The organism is Pseudomonas sp. FSO-7 (assembly GCF_059579345.1).
Map to the genome: position 1 here is coordinate 4,658,389 of NZ_CM184193.1, position 17,680 is coordinate 4,676,068.

General features: G+C 60.6%; 18 protein-coding genes. 3 read left to right on the top strand and 15 right to left on the bottom strand.

Annotation, left to right across the window (positions count from 1 at the left end; translation table 11 throughout):
- Positions 1-69: 69 nt before the first annotated feature.
- Positions 70-792 carry a 1-acylglycerol-3-phosphate O-acyltransferase gene (locus AC515T_RS20210; RefSeq protein WP_496529763.1) on the top strand — a complete coding sequence of 241 codons (723 nt, stop codon included), beginning with the start codon at positions 70-72 and terminating at the stop codon, positions 790-792.
- A 135-nt stretch (positions 793-927) separates the two neighbouring features.
- A complete protein-coding gene (locus tag AC515T_RS20215; protein WP_122568648.1) occupies positions 928-1,899 on the top strand; it encodes a magnesium and cobalt transport protein CorA in 972 nt (323 codons plus the stop codon).
- A 184-nt stretch (positions 1,900-2,083) separates the two neighbouring features.
- Here the strand turns inward: AC515T_RS20215 and AC515T_RS20220 are convergent, their stop codons facing one another.
- From AC515T_RS20220 to AC515T_RS20230, 3 genes are all read right to left on the bottom strand, one after another.
- Positions 2,084-2,818, bottom strand: coding sequence for an amidotransferase (locus AC515T_RS20220; protein ID WP_496529764.1), 735 nt, complete (start codon positions 2,816-2,818; stop codon positions 2,084-2,086).
- A gap of 89 nt (positions 2,819-2,907) precedes the next feature.
- A complete protein-coding gene (locus AC515T_RS20225) occupies positions 2,908-5,052 on the bottom strand; it encodes a 3-hydroxyacyl-CoA dehydrogenase NAD-binding domain-containing protein (RefSeq protein ID WP_496529765.1) in 2,145 nt (714 codons plus the stop codon).
- Between the two features lie 26 nt (positions 5,053-5,078).
- Positions 5,079-6,284, bottom strand: a complete 1,206-nt coding sequence (locus AC515T_RS20230) for an acetyl-CoA C-acetyltransferase (RefSeq protein ID WP_496529766.1) — start codon at positions 6,282-6,284, stop codon at positions 5,079-5,081.
- Positions 6,285-6,893: 609 nt separating this feature from the next.
- Here AC515T_RS20230 and AC515T_RS20235 point away from each other — a divergent pair.
- On the top strand, positions 6,894-7,706 hold the full coding sequence (locus tag AC515T_RS20235; protein ID WP_496529767.1) for a c-type cytochrome: 813 nt from the start codon (positions 6,894-6,896) through the stop codon (positions 7,704-7,706).
- Positions 7,707-7,869: 163 nt separating this feature from the next.
- Here the strand turns inward: AC515T_RS20235 and AC515T_RS20240 are convergent, their stop codons facing one another.
- The 12 genes from AC515T_RS20240 to AC515T_RS20295 all read right to left on the bottom strand — a co-directional run bounded on the left by AC515T_RS20240 (position 7,870) and on the right by AC515T_RS20295 (position 17,664).
- On the bottom strand, positions 7,870-8,673 hold the full coding sequence (locus tag AC515T_RS20240) for a transglutaminase family protein (RefSeq protein ID WP_496529768.1): 804 nt from the start codon (positions 8,671-8,673) through the stop codon (positions 7,870-7,872).
- On the bottom strand, positions 8,670-9,620 hold the full coding sequence (locus AC515T_RS20245; RefSeq protein ID WP_496529769.1) for an alpha-E domain-containing protein: 951 nt from the start codon (positions 9,618-9,620) through the stop codon (positions 8,670-8,672). Before AC515T_RS20245 ends, AC515T_RS20240 begins: the two co-directional genes overlap by 4 nt.
- Before the next feature lie 9 nt (positions 9,621-9,629).
- On the bottom strand, positions 9,630-11,039 hold the full coding sequence (locus tag AC515T_RS20250; RefSeq protein ID WP_496529770.1) for a circularly permuted type 2 ATP-grasp protein: 1,410 nt from the start codon (positions 11,037-11,039) through the stop codon (positions 9,630-9,632).
- Positions 11,040-11,470: 431 nt separating this feature from the next.
- The gene (locus AC515T_RS20255; RefSeq protein ID WP_003179463.1) at positions 11,471-11,812 is read right to left on the bottom strand and encodes a ribonuclease E inhibitor RraB; all 342 of its coding nucleotides are present in this window, start codon (positions 11,810-11,812) and stop codon (positions 11,471-11,473) included.
- Positions 11,813-12,013: 201 nt separating this feature from the next.
- Positions 12,014-12,250, bottom strand: coding sequence for a hypothetical protein (locus tag AC515T_RS20260; RefSeq protein ID WP_496529771.1), 237 nt, complete (start codon positions 12,248-12,250; stop codon positions 12,014-12,016).
- Positions 12,251-12,389: 139 nt separating this feature from the next.
- Positions 12,390-12,998 (bottom strand): START domain-containing protein, encoded by a 609-nt coding sequence (locus AC515T_RS20265; protein WP_496529772.1) that lies wholly within the window; start codon positions 12,996-12,998, stop codon positions 12,390-12,392.
- 53 nt (positions 12,999-13,051) lie between these two features.
- Positions 13,052-13,306, bottom strand: coding sequence for a YkgJ family cysteine cluster protein (locus AC515T_RS20270; RefSeq protein WP_496529773.1), 255 nt, complete (start codon positions 13,304-13,306; stop codon positions 13,052-13,054).
- Positions 13,307-13,454: 148 nt separating this feature from the next.
- Positions 13,455-13,934 carry a translation initiation factor 2 gene (locus AC515T_RS20275; protein ID WP_496529774.1) on the bottom strand — a complete coding sequence of 160 codons (480 nt, stop codon included), beginning with the start codon at positions 13,932-13,934 and terminating at the stop codon, positions 13,455-13,457.
- A gap of 85 nt (positions 13,935-14,019) precedes the next feature.
- Positions 14,020-15,462, bottom strand: coding sequence for an aminotransferase-like domain-containing protein (locus AC515T_RS20280; protein ID WP_210639781.1), 1,443 nt, complete (start codon positions 15,460-15,462; stop codon positions 14,020-14,022).
- A 202-nt stretch (positions 15,463-15,664) separates the two neighbouring features.
- Positions 15,665-16,474, bottom strand: coding sequence for an OmpA family protein (locus AC515T_RS20285; protein ID WP_496529775.1), 810 nt, complete (start codon positions 16,472-16,474; stop codon positions 15,665-15,667).
- Complete coding sequence (locus AC515T_RS20290; protein ID WP_003204190.1) at positions 16,471-16,830, bottom strand: DUF4398 domain-containing protein; 360 nt, start codon at positions 16,828-16,830, stop codon at positions 16,471-16,473. The genes AC515T_RS20285 and AC515T_RS20290 overlap by 4 nt, the downstream gene beginning before the upstream one ends.
- A 9-nt stretch (positions 16,831-16,839) precedes the next feature.
- Positions 16,840-17,664: a substrate-binding periplasmic protein gene (locus AC515T_RS20295; protein WP_496529776.1), complete on the bottom strand. Its 825-nt coding sequence runs from the start codon at positions 17,662-17,664 to the stop codon at positions 16,840-16,842.
- Positions 17,665-17,680 lie beyond the last annotated feature (16 nt).

A 17,680-nucleotide genomic window follows, 5' to 3' on the forward strand; every position in this document is an offset into this window, starting at 1 on the left:
TAGGGGCAATTGCCGAAAACAGTGCACATCCGTACACTGCGCCACCTTTTGTCCCGATGGGGCCTGTAGATGTTGTTTGTACTGCGTATGTTGTTGATGGGCCTGCACTTTGTCCTGGCGGGTGTGCTCGGGGTGATTCTGGGCCTGTGCCGACCGTTCAATCCGGACAACAGCCGTTTATGCGCAAGGCTGTACGCATTACCGGCCATGTGCATTTTGCGCCTGCGGGTTCGGGCGCAGGTCGACTCGCTGGTGGAGAAGCCCAACGGCTGCGTCATCATCGCCAACCACCAATCCAACTATGACCTGTTCATGTTCGGCAACGTGGTACCGCGCCGTACCGTGTGCATCGGCAAGAAGAGCCTGAAATGGGTGCCGCTGTTCGGGCAATTGTTCTGGCTGGCCGGCAATGTGTTGATCGACCGCGGGAATGCGATCAAGGCGCGACAGTCGATGCTGACCACCACACATACGTTGCAGCACGAGGACACCTCGATCTGGGTGTTTCCGGAAGGCACGCGCAACCTGGGCGAAGACCTGCTGCCGTTCAAGAAAGGCGCATTCCAGATGGCAATCGCCGCCGGGGTGCCGATTATTCCGGTGTGTGTCAGCAGCTACATCAAGCACATGCGCCTCAATCGCTGGCGCAGCGGTGACATCCTCATACGCTCGTTGCCGGCGATTCCTACGGCCGGATTGAGCATGGACGACATGCCCCGGCTCATCGCCCAATGCCGTGAACAGATGCGTGAATGCATCGCGACAATGGACCGGCAGTTGCAAGCCGCCTGAATGGAAACCCGCCCTCTCGGCGGGTTTTCTTTTACCGCCGAACTCCGCAGATTTTGCTGACTCTCAAGCTACAGAGCGCGCTAAGCTGGGCGTTGCCTGCCACTGCCATTTTCCAATAAGAAGTGAACCACCATTATGGGTAGAGTCGTTGCTGCTGCGGTTTACAGCGCCGGTAAAAAAGTCACCAATATTACCCTCGACGAAGGCAGCGCCTGGGCTGCCAAACCTGGTCATTTCGTGTGGATCGGTCTCGAAGAGCCCAGCGCCCTGGAGCTGACCAACCTGCAGCGTCAATTCAACCTGCACGAATTGGCCATTGAAGACGCCATGGAGAAACACAGCCGGCCCAAGCTGGAGACCTTTGGCGATGCGCTGTTTATCGTCACGTATTCGCCGATACGCGAGGACGGCAAGCTGGAATTCATTGAAACCCATATCTTTGCCGGCAAGGGCTACATCATCACCGCTCGAAACGGCCACTCAGCGTCCTACGCCCATGTCCGACAGCGTTGTGAGGCACGTCCGCTGTTGCTGAAACATGGGGAAGATTTCGTCCTCTATGCCATCCTTGATTTCGTGATTGAAAACTACCAGCCAGTGGGTGAAGCCATTCATGCCGAAATCGATGAGCTTGAACGCAACGTGTTGTGCAGTTCGCTGAATGAGCGGGATATCCAGAACCTGCACAGCTTGCGCCGCGACGTGTTGCGCCTGCGTCGCTATGCAGCGCCGATGGTGGAAATCAGCGAAGAGTTGCAGCGACTCGACTTCCCCTTCATCGACAAGAACATGAGTCCGTATTTCCGCGACGTACAGATTCATGTCACGCGGCAAATGGAAGACCTGGCGACCCTGGCCGACATCGCCAGCCAGACCATCGAAGTCGGCGTACTGCTCGAAGCGTCGCGCCAGAGCGTGGTGCAGCGCAAGTTCGCGGCGTGGGCGGCGATCCTGGCGTTTCCCACGGCCGTGGCCGGGATCTACGGGATGAACTTCGAAAATATGCCGGAGTTGACCTGGCACTATGGATATTTTCTGGTGCTTGGATTTATCGGGGTGGGGTGTACGGGGTTGTGGGCGAGTTTCAAGCGGTCGGGGTGGTTGTAGGCGAACAGTGGAATTGTGTGGGATTCATCGCGAGCAGGCTCGCTCCCACAAGGGGTAGCTCCCAATCCGAAGCAACTGTGGGAGCGAGCTTGCTCGCGATGACGGCGGCACATCCAACATCAACGCCAACGGATCCACCGCTATCGCGAGCAAGCTCGCTCCCACATTAGAGATGTGATGATCTTTAGCCTTGGCTGGTCTCGGCCTGCGGCTTGTGAGCGACGAAACGCATCATCCACTCCGCCACCGTGGTGCCGTGGTGCTCATGGGCCAGGCTCGCCACGCCCTGGCTGTAGATCTGCTCGCCGAGGTGTTGCTGGCGAATCTCCAGCAAGGCCCGGGAATAATCATGGATGAACTCCGGGTGGCCCTGGAAGCACAACACCTGATCGTTGATGTGGTAGGCGGCGAACGGGCAGAAATCGCTGGAGGCGATGACGGTCGCGCTTTCGGGCAGTTCGGTGACCTGGTCCTGATGGCTGATCAGCAGAGTCAGCTCTTCCATCACCGGGTTCATCCACGGCGCCTTGGCGGCAAGTTTGTAGCGATGGGTGCCGACGCCCCAGCCTTGGGTAGCACGTTCGGTCTTGCCGCCCAGTAACAACGCCAACAGCTGATGGCCGAAGCACACTCCGAGCAATTTATCGCCCCGCTGGTAGCGCTCCAGCAGGTAGGTCTTGAGGGTTTGAATCCAAGGGTCGGTGCCGAAGGAGTCAGCCTTGCTGCCGGTCACCAGATAAGCGTCGAACACCTCGTCGTCGCTGGGGTAATGCCCCTCCATCACGTTGTACACGATGAATTCGGCCGCGATGGGCTGCTGTGAAAACAGGCGCTGGAACATCTGCCCGTAACCCTGATATTGGTCGACCAGTTCCGGACGCAGGATATCGGTTTCCAGAATGCAGATGCGTAGCGACATAAAAAATACCTGACACGATGATGGGAATATTGCACACCCCAGAGCCTGCCCTGAAACACATCCCCAAGGCAAGCCCCTTCCCAGGTCTGTCAGAACAGTTCGTGCCGGGCGGCTTTCTCCAACAACAAGGCCGGCGGTGAGAAACGCTCGCCATATTGCTCGGCCAGATACTGGGCGCGACCGACAAAGTCTTGCAGGCCGTATTGGTTGATGAACTGCAGCGCACCGCCGGTCCAGGCGGCGAAACCAATGCCGAAGATCGAGCCGATGTTGGCGTCGGCCGTCGAAGTCAGCACTCCCTCCTCCACACAGCGCACGGTCTCCAAGGCCTGGATGAACAGCAGGCGATCACGGATATCCTGCGGCGAAATCCGCCCGTCGGCTTGCTCGAAGCGGCTCTTCAGCTGCGGCCACAGGTACTTCTGCCCGTTGGCCGGGTACTCATAGAAACCCGCGCCGGCGGCCTTGCCCGGCCGCTTGTATTCGTTGAGCAGCAAGTCAATCACGGCAAACGCCGGATGCTCAATCGGCGTTTTCCCTTCTGCGTGCAGGTCCTTGGCGGTTTGCGCGCGGATATGGCTCATCAGGCTGAGGGAAACTTCGTCGGAGATCGCCAGAGGCCCGATCGGCATCCCGGCCTTGCGGGCTTCGGTCTCGATCATCGGCGCACTCACGCCCTCGCCGAGCATGGCGATACCCTCGTTGGTAAAGGTGCCAAACACCCGCGACGTGAAGAAACCGCGACTGTCGTTGACCACGATCGGCGTCTTGTTGATCTGCAGGACAAAATCGAACCCCCGGGCCAAGGTCGCGTCACTGGTGCGTTCGCCCTTGATGATCTCCACCAGGGGCATTTTTTCCACCGGGCTGAAGAAGTGCAGGCCGATGAACTTCGTCGGGTCCGGCACGGCCATGGCCAGGCCGGTGATGGGCAAGGTCGAGGTGTTGGAAGCGATCACCGCATCATTGCCCGCCACTGCCTGGGCCGCAGCCGACACGCTGGCTTTCAGGTCGCGATCTTCAAACACCGCTTCGATGATCAGCTCGCAACCGGCCAGGTCCGCGTTGCTGTCGGTGGGATGAATCCGCGCCAGCGTGGCTTCGCGCTGCTCGGCGGTGAGTTGGCCGCGGGCGACCTTTTTATCCAGCAACGCCGCCGAACGGGCCTTGCCCTTCTCGGCCGCCGCCAGGTCGACATCCTTGAGTACCACTGCAATGCCGGCCACGGCGCTGACATAGGCGATTCCCGCCCCCATCATACCGGCGCCGAGCACGCCGACTTTTTTCGTCAGATAAGGCGCCAAACCTTGTGGGCGAGAGCCGCCAGCCTTGATCTCGTTGAGCTGGAACCAGAAGGTGCCGATCAGGTTCTTCGCCACCTGGCCGGTGGTCAGCTCGGTGAAGTAGCGGGTTTCGATCAGGTGGGCAGTGTCGAAATCCACCTGGGCGCCCTCCACCGCTGCGCAGAGGATTTTCTCCGGCGCCGGCAGGCAGCCCTGGGTCTTGTTGCGCAGGATCGAGGGGGCGATCGCCAGCATTTGCCCGACTTTCGGGTCGGACGGCGTGCCGCCCGGAAGCCGATAGCCCTTGGCATCCCAGGGTTGCACGACGCTGGGGTTGGCGAGAATCCAGGCCCGGGACTTGGCCAGCAGTTCGTCACGATCCTTCGCCAGCTCATCGATCAAACCGGCCTGTAGCGCTTGTTGTGCACTGACCTTCTTGCCTTCGAGCAGATACGGCAGGGCCTTTTCCAAACCGAGCAGACGCACCATCCGCACCACCCCACCGCCGCCCGGCAGCAGGCCGAGGGTGACCTCCGGCAAGCCGAGCTGCACCGATGGCTGGTCCAGCGCCACGCGATGATGGCAGGCCAGGCAGATCTCCCAACCACCGCCGAGGGCCGCACCATTGATGGCCGCCACCACGGGCTTGCCCAAGGTTTCCAAGGCACGCAGTTGCGCTTTGAGCAGCAAGACCATGTCGTAGAAAGCCTTGGCCTCGGGCTTGCCGACCTTGACCAGTTCGTTGAGGTCACCACCCGCGAAAAAGGTGTGCTTGGCCGAGGTGACGATCACACCGGCGATCGAGTCCTTCTCTGCCTGCAAACGGGTGACGCAAGCGGCCATGGCCTCTCGGTAAAGCGCATTCATGGTGTTGGCGCTCTGGCCCGGCATGTCCAGGGTCAGGACGACGATCCGGTCCTGGCCTGTTTCGTAACGGATGGCATCGGTCATGAAAAAGTGTTCCTTGAAGTCAGGGCTCAGAGGCGTTCGATGACGGTGGCAATGCCCATGCCGCCGCCGACACAGAGAGTCGCCAGGCCATAGCGCAGGCGACGCACCTCCAACTCGTCGAGCAGCGTGCCAAGGATTGCGCAGCCGGTGGCCCCCAAGGGATGCCCCATGGCGATGGAGCCACCGTTGACGTTGACCTTGGCAGGGTCGATGGCCATGTCCTTGATGAACTTGAGCACCACCGAGGCGAAGGCTTCGTTGACTTCGAACAGGTCGATGTCCTCCACCCGCAACCCGGCCTTGGCCAGGGCCTTGCGGGTGGCCGGCGCAGGGCCGGTGAGCATGATGGTCGGGTCGGTACTGGTGACGGCCGTGGCGACGATCCGTGCCCGGGGTTGGAGGCCCATGGCGCGCCCCTTGGCTTCGGAACCGATCAACATCAGCGCCGCGCCGTCGACGATGCCGGAACTGTTGCCCGGCGTGTGCACATGATGGATCCGTTCGACATGGCTGTAGACCCGCAGCGCCGTGCCGTCGAAGCCCATCTGGCCCATGGCTTCGAAACTCGGCTTGAGCTTGCCCAGGCCTTCGAGGGTGGAGTCGGCGCGGATGAATTCGTCGTGGTCCAACAGCACGATGCCATTTTGGTCCCGCACGGCCACCAGGGATTTATCGAACGAACCGTCGGCCCGGGCGCGTGCGGCTTTTTGCTGGGAGTGCAGCGCGTAGCGGTCGATGTCCTCGCGGCTGAAGCCCTCCAGGGTGGCGATCAGGTCAGCGCCGATGCCCTGGGGAATGAAGTGGCCCTGCAGGTTGGATTGCGGGTCCAGCGCCCACGCACCGCCATCGCTGCCCATGGGCACCCGGGACATGGATTCGACGCCGCCGGCCACCACCAGGTCTTCGAACCCCGAACGCACTTTCATGGCCGCCAGGTTCACCGCTTCCAGGCCCGAGGCGCAAAACCGATTGAGCTGCACGCCCGCCACGCTGACATCCCAGTTGGCCACCAACGCAGCGGTCTTGGCGATATCGGCACCCTGCTCGCCCACTGGCGTCACGCAACCGAGCACGATGTCGTCGACCTGGCGGGTGTCCAGATCCATACGCTGCTGCAAGGCGCTGAGCAGTCCCCCCATCAGGTTCACTGGCTTGACGCTGTGCAGGGCGCCATCAGCCTTGCCCTTGCCACGAGGCGTGCGTAATGCGTCGAAAATCAAAGCTTGGGTCATGACATCCTCGAACCACGGGATAATGCGATGCCTCCAACCATAAGCCCAGCGGCGCCGGATTCAATGACCACAGCGCTCAATGACGTTGACGGCCACGCTCAGACGAACGGTAGCGAGCTATCGGGTTAACCGATTCAGGTGGGCAAGCTGTCTAGCAAAAGGGCCGGCAAGAAGGTGGCAATAGGCCTCATGCCGTTTTAATAGCGATATATGCCAAGTTGATACGAATTGGATCTAAGCCAAGGCGGCTGCGGCCCCTAATGTAATCCTTGTACAAGTTAGTCGTCGGGTTTTGCCGAGGCGCTTGTCGGAACAGGAAGTGCAACGCCAGCCGTCATGGATATGCAGGCTGGTTTTCAGGACATAACAAAAAAGGCGGATCAGCCATGTTCAAACATTCGAAAGTTCGTCAAGCCGGACTCATTCTCTTTGCCACGACGCTGCTGTTGATTTTGCCGAATATCACCAAGGTGATTGGCTGAACCCGGCGCGGGGGCATCTGCATCATTCAATACGTTACTGTCGCCAAAAATGTAACGGGTTCACTGTTCGAACCGCGATGGCTGTGCCAACCTTTGCGGCCCCCCCTCGACATGGAAGGCGATCGACTTGAAAGCTCTCATTGTGTTCGGGGCGTTGCTGCTCAGCACGCCCCTTTATGCTGCGCAACTGGTACTGGAGTTGGGCGCGAGCACGCGTACCTGGCAAACCGAAGAACTGCTCAAGCATCCGGACGCTCAAACAGTCCAGATTGCTGAGGACGTTTCCTACAAGAAACCCATGAGTTATCGAGCCGTGCCGCTGACGTCACTGTTGACGGGCATCCAGCCGGACGACCACCTGCAGGCCGTTGCCCTGGACGGCTTCGCTGCCGAGATGCCGGCCGCGCCATTACTCAACCAGAGCGGGGCCCGGGCCTGGCTGGCGATCGAAGACCCGGCCAAGCCTTGGCCGTCGCTGGGGGAAGGCAAGTCCAGTGCCGGGCCTTTCTATTTGGTCTGGACCGACCCGCAGGCTGGCCGTATCAGCCCGGAACAATGGCCCTACGCGGTGGCGAGCATCAAGCGCCTGTCGGCGGTGGCCGAACGCTTCCCGGCCCTGCTACCGGCGCCCAGCCTGGCCAAGGACGACCCGATCAATAAAGGTTTCGCGCTGTTCCAGAAGAACTGCCTGGCGTGTCATCGGCTCAATGGCGCTGGCGATGCACAGTTCGGCCCTGACCTGAACATTCCCTTCAATCCCACCGAATACTTCTCCGGGGATTTCCTCAAGCGCTACATTCGCGACCCGCAAGGCATGCGGCATTGGCCCCAGGGCAAGATGCCCGGGTTCTCGGCAGCGGTGTTGCCGGACTCGGAGCTGGATTTGCTGGTGGGTTATTTGAAGCATATGGCGGGGCGCAAGCAGCCATTGGCCCCGTGAGATTGCTCTTTTGTGGCGAGGGGATTTATCCCCGTTGGGCTGCGAAGTGGCCCCCAAACCAGGCAACTCGGTGTACCAGCAAGATTGAGTTCACTGCTTTAGGGCTGCCGCGCAGCCCAGCGGGGATAAATCCCCTCGCCACAAAAGCTCGCTCACCAGGCGGTTATTGTTGTTGCACCGTGATCACCGGCGCCGGTGTCACGACCAGCTTGGCGTGCATCTGCTCGCAACCGCCGCCGCGGCGCATGCCACGCACCGGGCAGGCGTCCAGGTAATCCAGGCCCACGGCCAGTTTCAGATGGCGCTCCGGACGGGCCAGTTGGTTGGTCACGTCGAAGCTGTACCAGGCGTCGTCCAGCCAGGCCTCTGCCCAGGCATGGCTCGCCAGGTGCTCGCTCTCTTCGCTGAACAGATAACCCGACACATACCGCGCCGGCACACCCAGGCTACGCGCGCAGGCCAGGAAGGCGTGGGTATGGTCCTGGCACACCCCGCTACGACCGGCGAACGCCTGGGCCGCACTGGTCTCGACGGCCGTGGTGCCAGGGGTGTAGGTCATGTGCTGGTTCAACCCCTGCATCAGGTCGATCAGGGCCGTGCGATCACGACGCTGCTGGCATTGCTGCGCGGCGAAGGTTCGAAGGGCCTCGTCCGCTTCGGTCAGCCGAGTGAAGCGCAGGAACGGCAGCGCCGACTGACTCTCGTGTTCGGCTTCGCGCAACGGATCGATATCCACCTGTCCGCGGGCACCGATGATGACCGTTTCGTGGGGTTCATCCAGGGTCAGCACGTGGAGAATGTTGCCGAACGGATCCAGTTGCGCCCGCACCGGCCGCGGCAAATCAAGTTGCCAGCTCAGCACATGCTGGCGTTCGCTGTCGTGGGGCGTCAGGCGCAGGTACTGGATGCTGGCGCGAACCTGATCTTCATAGTGGTAGGCCGTTTCATGGCTGATCGAGAGTCTCATATGACCTCCAGGTAGGAACTGTGAATGGCATTGCCCAGTTCACGGACCAGTGGGATGAATTCGGTGAGCCAGGCATGCAGGCCCCCGTCAAGGATTTCGTTGATGCCGGTGTAGCGCAGCCGTGCGTCCATTTCCGCCGCCAGCCGTTGTGCCTGCCGGCCGTTGGTGCCCGGCAGGCTCGCGAGGATCTGGTTGATTTCTTCGGTACAGGCGCGCAACGAGCGCGGCACGTCGGCGCGCAACAACAGCAACTCAGCCACATGGCGAGCGCCCGGGGCGTCACGGTAGATCTCGGTATAAGCCTCGAAGGACGACAAGGCCCGCAACAAGGCGCTCCATTGGTAGTACGCGTGGGCCGTGCCGTCGCTGACCGCGTCGGCCTGGTCGCCGGCCATTTCGTAGCGGGCATCGAGCAAGCGCAGGGTGTTGTCGGCCCTTTCGATAAAGGTCCCCAGGCGAATGAACCGGAACGCATCGTTGCGCATGATGGTGCCGTAGGTCGCACCGCGAAACAGGTGCGAGCGCTCCTTGATCCACTCGCAGAAACGGCTCATGCCGTAGCGATTCAAGCCTTGCTCGCCGATACCGCGAATTTCCAGCCAGGTGGCGTTGATGTTTTCCCACATGTCGGCAGTGATTCGGCCACGTACCGCATGGGCACTGGCGCGCGCGGAGCCAAGGCAACTGTAGATGCTGGCCGGGTTGGCCGCTTCCAGGGCAAAGAAATGCAGCAGGCGCTCGGCGTGCAGATCGCCGTGTCGCTCCCGGTAATCGTCCAGCGTGCCGGTGATCAGCAGCGGCATGGCCAGTTCGTGCAGGCCGTCGCCACGCCCGTCCTGGGGCATCAATGACAACGAGTAACTGACATCGAGCATCCGCGCGAGGTTTTCCGCCCGCTCCAGGTAGCGCGACATCCAGTACAGGTCCGAGGCGGTTCTACTCAGCATGGCAGCTCCTTAATCCTCGACCACCCAAGTGTCCTTGGTACCGCCGCCCTGGGATGAATTCACCACCAGGGAGCCTTCGCGCAGCGCCACCCGCGTGAGCCCACCGGGGACCACGCGGGTCTCGCGACCGGCCAGCACAAACGGACGCAAGTCGATGTGGCGCGGGGCGATGCCGTTTTCGACAAAGGTCGGGCACGTCGAGAGTGACAGCGTCGGTTGGGCGATATAGGCGTGCGGCTTGGCCTTGATCCGCTCGCGAAAGGCATCGATCTGCGCCGTCGTCGCGGCCGGCCCCACCAGCATTCCATAACCGCCGGAACCCTGGGTTTCCTTGACCACCAGGTCGGGAAGATTGGCCAGTACGTGGGAAAGCTCAGCAGGATTACGACACTGCCATGTAGGAACGTTCTTCAGGATCGGCTCTTCGTCCAGGTAAAAGCGGATCATGTCGGTGACGAACGGGTACACCGACTTGTCGTCCGCCACCCCCGTGCCGATGGCATTGGCCAGCACCACGTTGCCGGAACGGTAGGAGGACAACAGGCCCGGTACGCCGAGCATCGAATCCGGATTGAAGGCCAGTGGATCGAGGAACGCGTCGTCGAGGCGACGGTAGATCACATCCACCGCCTTCGGCCCGTCGGTGGTGCGCATGAACACTCTGTCATCCCGTACGAACAGGTCGGCGCCTTCCACCAACTCCACACCCATCTCCCGGGCCAGGAACGCGTGCTCGAAGAACGCGCTGTTGAAACGCCCCGGCGTGAGTACCACAACGCTGGGGTCGTCCAGCGGGCTGGAGCTTTTCAGAGTGTCGAGCAGCAGGTTCGGATAGTGGTCGATGGGGGCGATACGCTGGGCGGCGAACAGTTCGGGAAACAGGCGCATCATCATCTTGCGGTCTTCGAGCATGTAGCTGACGCCGCTGGGCGTGCGCAGATTGTCTTCGAGCACGTAGTAGGTGCCGTCACCGTCGCGCACCAGGTCGACACCGCAAATGTGTGCATAGATGTCACGGTGCAGGTCCAGCCCTTGCATCGCCAGTTGGTACTGCTCGTTGGCCAGCACCTGCTCGGCGGGGATGATGCCGGCCCGGATGATCCGTTGTTCGTGGTAAAGGTCGGCCAGGAACATGTTCAGCGCCTTGACCCGCTGGATGCAGCCACGTTCGACCACCCGCCATTCGCTGGCCGGGATGCTGCGCGGGATCGTGTCGAACGGGATCAGGCGCTCGGTCCCTTGCTCGTCGCCGTAGAGCGTGAACGTAATGCCCGCACGGTGGAACAACAGGTCGGCTTCGCGCCTGCGTTGCGCCAGCAGTTCGTCAGGCGTGTCGGCCAGCCAGCGGGCAAACGCCTGGTAGTGCGGGCGGACCTGGCCGTCGGCATCGTACATTTCATCAAAACCGCTGCGGATCATGCCGTGCTCCTTGTCACCCTGGCAGCAAGGCTTCGCAAGCCCCGTGCCATCGGCATAAACGCTTTATGATCAACGGGTTGGAATATCCATTGAGAGGCCGCGCACTTTTATAGTGCAGCAAATGCCCCCAACCCGCCGCCCCCCGCTTCATTGCGACGCAGGGGCGTCGCTCTCCTGAGCATAGCCATGGAAAAACGAAGCGGCCTGGTCTCGATACAGTTAGGTACAAAACCTGGGGGAAGGATTGCGGTGGGTCAGCGGGCAATGATGTTGGTTGTGCCGCCGTCATCGCGGGCAAGCCCGCTCCCACAGGCGGACATCGACCATCCATTGTGGGAGCGAGCTTGCTCGCGATGACGATGGTTCAGATGACGCACATGAAAACGGCCGACACAAAGGTCAGCCGTTGCTGTGGTTGCGGTGAGTGGCTGTCAGGCCTGCAGGCGCCGGATCTCTTGCTTGACACCCCAACCCTCGATAACGCCACCCAAGGGTTCGACGACTGCCTCAAAGTCTTGCTCGAAGTCTCCTATGTCATCGTAAGTGGCGTACATCACCCGGCTCAGTTCCAATGACCAAGCCCCGTCGTCCCGTGCACTGATCTGCGCGTTCAACGATTCGCCCCGAAAATGACCTGCCGCCCTGCGCGCCCGCTCCTCGTCCGGGAAAATGGCGTAGAACTCAATGGGATGGAATCGGGAAAAATCGAAACCGCCTTCTTTCATGCGGCGCAATACGCTGGTGCTGATGTCTTCTTGATAGGCTGTGCTCATGAAACGTCCTCCTAAAACCGATGGATAGACTTTCCGTCTTCCCGTGCGTGAAGCCCTCAGGCTGCAAGCGATACGGCATCAAATGGCCGTCGGGACACAAGCATGTAGCTGACAAGACCGGACCTTGGCGATCCTTTCGCTGATCTCAATTGCAGAGTAGCCGCAAGTGATGGCCACTGCCAAGCGAGACCAGGCAAGGTTTCATGAAATCGGTGTAATGCTGAGGATTTCAATACTGTTCTGGGACTTGAGGTTCTTGACTGTCGGGTCTTCGGTGCGGTCCTCCAAGTCGTTGAGATCCAGCTGGTTGAGCACGGGTAGCAACCTTTCGCGGATCAATTGGGCGGCCTGCTCCATGGTGGGCTTCTGGTCATAGTCGAACTGCTCGACAGTTTTTTCACCGTGATCGTCAATGAAAGTGATTTCCCACATTTGCATCAGTGTCTCCTTGATCAATTCAGAGCCTGGCTTACCTTTATCTCGACATTGAGGGCCGGACAATCGTTCCGCCGGATGCCTGGACGGCACACATGAAAAGACCGCCTCGGGGGCGGTCTTTTTTGTGCATCTTGGCCGATCACTTTTCGGCGCGTTCCTTCAGGGCCTTGAGGGTGTTGAACGGCGCATCCACCACGAACTTGTTCGCCAGCCAGGACGGCACGTCACCCCCCGGTTCGGTGTGGACCTGATAAACGACTTCAATCTGGTCCGCGCCCTTTGGCGTGAATTTCCAGAAGCCGTCGACCTGGGCCACCCGTACGAAACCTTTCTCCTCGGGGAGGTATGTCGGCACGCCCTTGAGCTTGCGAGTCAGGCTGCCGTCAGCGCCCTCCTCGGTGGTGACTTCCAGCACCGAGTCCCGAGGCGTGACCGGCCATGGCGTGTTGAATTGGGTATAAGTCCAACTCCTGTCGCCTTCGTGCTTGAGCAGTTTCTGGCTCTTGCACTCATGAATCCAGGCGCAGGCGCCAGCAACGTCCTCCTGCAAGCTGCGCAACTTGGCCATGGTGGTTTTCATCACCGCCACGCCGCGATAGGCCTTGTACTTGGAGCCCGCCACTTCACTGAGGGAAACCTTGATACCTTCCTTCTCCTTGGCAACCTGCCAGTCCTCTGCCTGGGCGGTGGCCGTTGCCAGCAACACGGTCAACCCACACAACACAGCCATACGGTGCAGCGAACCCATAGTTTTTTCCTTATTGTCCAAGTTCGTTCATTTCGGATCCGTTCATTGACCCATTACGCTGCCGTGACTTGCTCCCACCAACCAATCAAGCGGATGGCCTCTTCACTGCTGTCGCCGCACACCTCGATGTCGGCTTCGAACGCCGAGCACACCGCCGGACGCTCTGGTTGGCCAAAAATCCGGCACAGGTTATCGAGCGATAGTTGCACGCAACGTTCTCCCGCCGGTTTGCCTTGGGGCATACCAGGGATAGGTGAGCTGATGGAAGGGGCGATGCAACAGGCGCCACAGCCTTCACGGCACTTCATGACGACAACATCCTCGCGGCAAGTAATGATTGGTAACAGAACACAGAGTAACGGCTAAAACACTCGTTTTAAATTACCGTCTGCGTGTTTTTTTGCCATCGGCGAAATGACCGAACGGTCAGCGACGAGCTGCATGCCCGTGGAAGGTTTACTGCTTGAACTCGAAATCCAGCGCCGCACCTTCCACCTCGTTGCGCTCCTGGTTGCGCAACGGTAGCTGCATTTCATTGCTCAACAACCGGCCATTGAGCTGGAACGGTCCGGGTTTCTCTCCGAACATTGACGGTAAGAGCGGTTCCCGCTTGGGCAGCGGTACCTTACCCGGTGGCTGCAGTTCCTCAACCATGTCATGGGGCAGGCTCAGGTCCAGCTTGGCCGGCGGCAATGGCGTCTTGGCGACCTCGCGGGCGGATTTGCTCTTGGAAGCAATGGGCGCACGCTTTTTTTTCTTCGCCGCAGTCGCCTTTGTAGCGGACGGCTTCTTGACCATCGCGGTTTTTTTCGGCGCATTCTTCGTGGCACTGACGGCCGGTTTTTCCTGCGCCGGAGCCGCCACGACGACACCTCCCATTTGGAAGGCACTGAACACGCCGATCAAAACCCAGGCAACAGGGACAATGGCTTTCATAGACACAACGGCACTGACGGCAGAGATCCCCATGCTCGCCTGATAATGAGGCGCTGACAAGCACATCAAGCTAAGCCGCTGATTCCTATAGAAACCCGTTGGCCGTTTCTTGGCACAATTGGGTCGCCAGCAACCCCAGCGTCATCAAGGCCCGCTCTGCCTCACGGTTCCAGGGGGTGCCGCAATTCAAGCGGATGCAATGGTTGAACTGTTCGGTGTTACTGAAAATCAGCCCTGGCGCGATACTGATGCCTTGTTGCAACGCCCGCACATGCAACTCCTGGGTATTGACCCGACCCGGCAGGCTGACCCAAAGGATGAAACCGCCGGTGGGACGGCTCATTTGCGTGCCTTCGGGGAAGTACTGTTGCACCGCCAACTGAAAGGCGCTGAGGTTCTTGCGGTACTCCTGGCGGATATAACGCAGGTGCCGGTCATAGCCGCCGTTTTCCAGGTAGGCGGCAATGCCCATCTGCGTGACGCTGCAGGCCGAGTGAGTACTGAAGGTCTGGAGCCGCTGGATTTCCTGCTGGAATTTCCCCGCGATCATCCAACCGATGCGCACACCTGGCGACAACGTCTTGGAAAAACTCGAACAGTAGATGACCCGGTCCAGTCGGTCGTAGGCCTTGAGGGCCTTGGTGCGCCCCTGCTCGAACATCAGCTCGCCATAGATATCGTCCTCGACGACCTGGATGTCGAAGTCCGACGCCAGGCGCAGCAGTTGTTTTTGCCGCTCCTCAGGCATGGTGCCGCCGAGGGGATTGCTCAGGCGCGTGGTCAGCACCAGCGCCTTGATCGACCACTGGTTGGCCGCCAGTTGCAAAGCCTCCAGGCTCATGCCGGTGACCGGATCGCTGGGGATCTCGATGACTTTGAGGCCCAGCAGGTCCGCCAGTTGCAGCAAGCCGTAATAGGTCGGCGACTCGGCGGCGATCAAGTCTCCCGGCCGCGTCAGCACCCGCAAGGACATCTGCAGCGCATCGACGCAACCGTGGGTGATCACCACCTCGGAAGGGTCCACCACGACACCGGCATCGCGCATGCGAATCGCCACTTGGCGCCGCAACGGCTCGAAGCCCGGGCTGAACATGTAGCTGAACGCCCGTGGGCTGTGGAAACGCGTGACCTTGGCCAATTGCTGATGCAGGGCTCGAACAGGCAGATAGTCGACGCTCGGCACCGCCGCCCCCAGGGGAAACACCCCTTCGCGGCGCGACTCGACCAATACCTGCTGGATGATGCTGCTGCGCGTTACCAGTCCCGGACGCTCTACCCGGGCAATGTCCGGCGTCGGTGCCGTCAGGGCCGGCGTCTGGTGCACGTAGTAGCCCGATTGCGGCCGCGCACGAATCAGCCCCTGGTCTTCAAGGTTCGCGTAGGCCTGCAACACCGTGGCGTGGCTGACGTTGAGCTGCGAGCTCATCTTGCGCACCGACGGCACGCGTTCACCAGGCTGATACACACCGCGCCGGATGTCTTCAGCCAGCTGTTGAGCAATACGTTGATAGAGCAGGAGGTTGGTCATGACGCAGCACTCGATTTCACGGGCATTTTATTCTTGTTGGAAACGATACCGGAACAGTTTAGAAGTGTACGGGGACAGTTGCCAGATTACTCGACAGTACAGTGGAGTGACAGCTCTAACTGTACTCATCGTGCATCCGATTGCGGGGCCAAAAAAAACCCGGCGCCTTTTACAGGGGCCGGGTTTTCCAGTGACGCGACCCTTAGCGGGCGGCGCCGAGCTGGCCTTTTTCGTCGGAGAACACAATTTCAACACGACGATTCTGTGCCCGGCCACGCTCGGACGCGTTGACGTCCACCGGGTACTCATCACCGTAGCCTTCGACCTGGATGCGCTTTTCATCAATCCCCAGGTCCACCAGCACATCCGCGACCGCTTGCGCGCGATCGCGAGACAGCTTGAGGTTTTCCTGCTTGCCGCCGGTGCTGTCGGTGTACCCCTCGATACGCACCACGCGCTTGGGATTGAGCTGCAAGAACTGCACAATCTTGAGCACCACCCGGTTGGCCGAGTTCTTCAGTTCCGCTTCGCCGGTGTCGAACAGCACGTCACCCAGGGTCATCACCAGGCCGCGATCGGTCTGAGTGGTCGCCATCGCCATGATCTGCTCTTCGAGCCATTTGCCCTGTTGTTGCACACTCAGCAACTTGGATTCACGCAAGGCCAACTGCAGGCGCTGACGCTCCAGTTCGAGCTTCGCCGCACGCTCTTCGTTGAGCACCTGGTTGCTGTGCTCCCGCGCGATCGCACTGTAGCGCTGGCTCAGGTAGGCGTAATGCTGCACGTCCTCGCCGCTGCCCCAGTAGCTGGACAAGCGATCGGCACGGGCCAGGGATTCACCGGCGCGAATCACGTCCCGGGGCGCGGCACGCAATACGTTGGCGTCTTCCTTGACCTTCTGGAAATCGGTGCTGGCCTGCTCGATCGCCGCTTCGCTGCGCTGGCCAGCGCAGCCATACAAGCTGGCCAGGCCCGCGAGGACCAGGCCGCCCAATACGTGGGAGCGCGTCATTGGGCATCCTCCCTCAATTGTTTGCGCAAGCGCTTGATGCGGGTGTCGAGCACGTTCAGTTGCTCCTGGCTCTTGAGGGTCAGCACCTTCGCTTCGGCCAGGCGGGCGTCGAGTTCAGCCTGTTCGGCCCGCATGCGCGCCTTCTTGTAGGATTCGTCGGCCATGTTGGATTTGGCGCGGGCGAATTTTTCTTCAGCCAGTTTCAATTCGGGCACTTCGTCGGCAGTGGCGCCAACGGCCCGGGCCTGCTCCAGTGCCTGTTCGGTCAGGCGGATCTGTTCATTCGGCGCCGGATCGGCTGCGCAGCCCGCCAGAGCCAGAACGGCCAGGGCAGCGAAAAGAGGTCGAATAGTCACTAATGTTCCCTACTGTTTTGGGGCACTGACAGGTGGCTGCAACTGTGTGTTCCAACGCTCGAGATTGCGCTGCAACACAGCCTCCGTCAGACCGGACGCGGCCAATTCTGTCATCTTTTGCGCCAGCTGTCCGCGCAACCATGGGTCATTGCAGGCGGAGTTATGGGAAACCGCGAGGAACAGGCCGGGTTTATCCACCGGTTGCGGTGCGGCTTGCAGGTCGCTGGCCATGCCCAGTGTCTGCGCCATCGCCAGGCCCGAATAGCGCCCCGCCAGGACATATTCCACCTCTCCCAGCAGCAATTTCTGAAAGGCCTGGGTCAGGTTGGGCGTGCGCACCAGGGATAATTGCTGCTCGGCAAAAACGCCGAATCCTTGGGTCATGCGAGACTTTTCCGACAAGGCGCCGGGATGACCGTGAAGGTCTTCGGGTTGGTTGATGACCAGGGTCGAGTCCTTGCGGGTCCAGACCAGGTAATCGTTTTCCAACAAGGGCGGGTGGACGTAATCCAACGCCTCAAGCCCGGTGGCGGTCAGCGGAGCGTCGGTGAGCAGGTCCATGCGCCCGCTGCGCACTTCGTCCAGCGCCTGGGCGCGCTTGCCGGCATAAAGCAGTTCGATCTTGATCCCCAACTCCGCCGCGACATGCGTCAGCAAGTCGGCACCGGCGCCAATCAAGTGCTTGGGGTCCTGAGGGTCTTGCCAGAGATAAGGCGGTGCGTCCGGGCTGCCGGTGGCGATCAGTCGTTCACATTTGCCGGCGGCGACAGACAGGCCCGGCATGACCGCCAACGTCCACAGCAACGACCAGCCGGTCAAACGATGCAGATCCATGGCGATACGCTCCCCT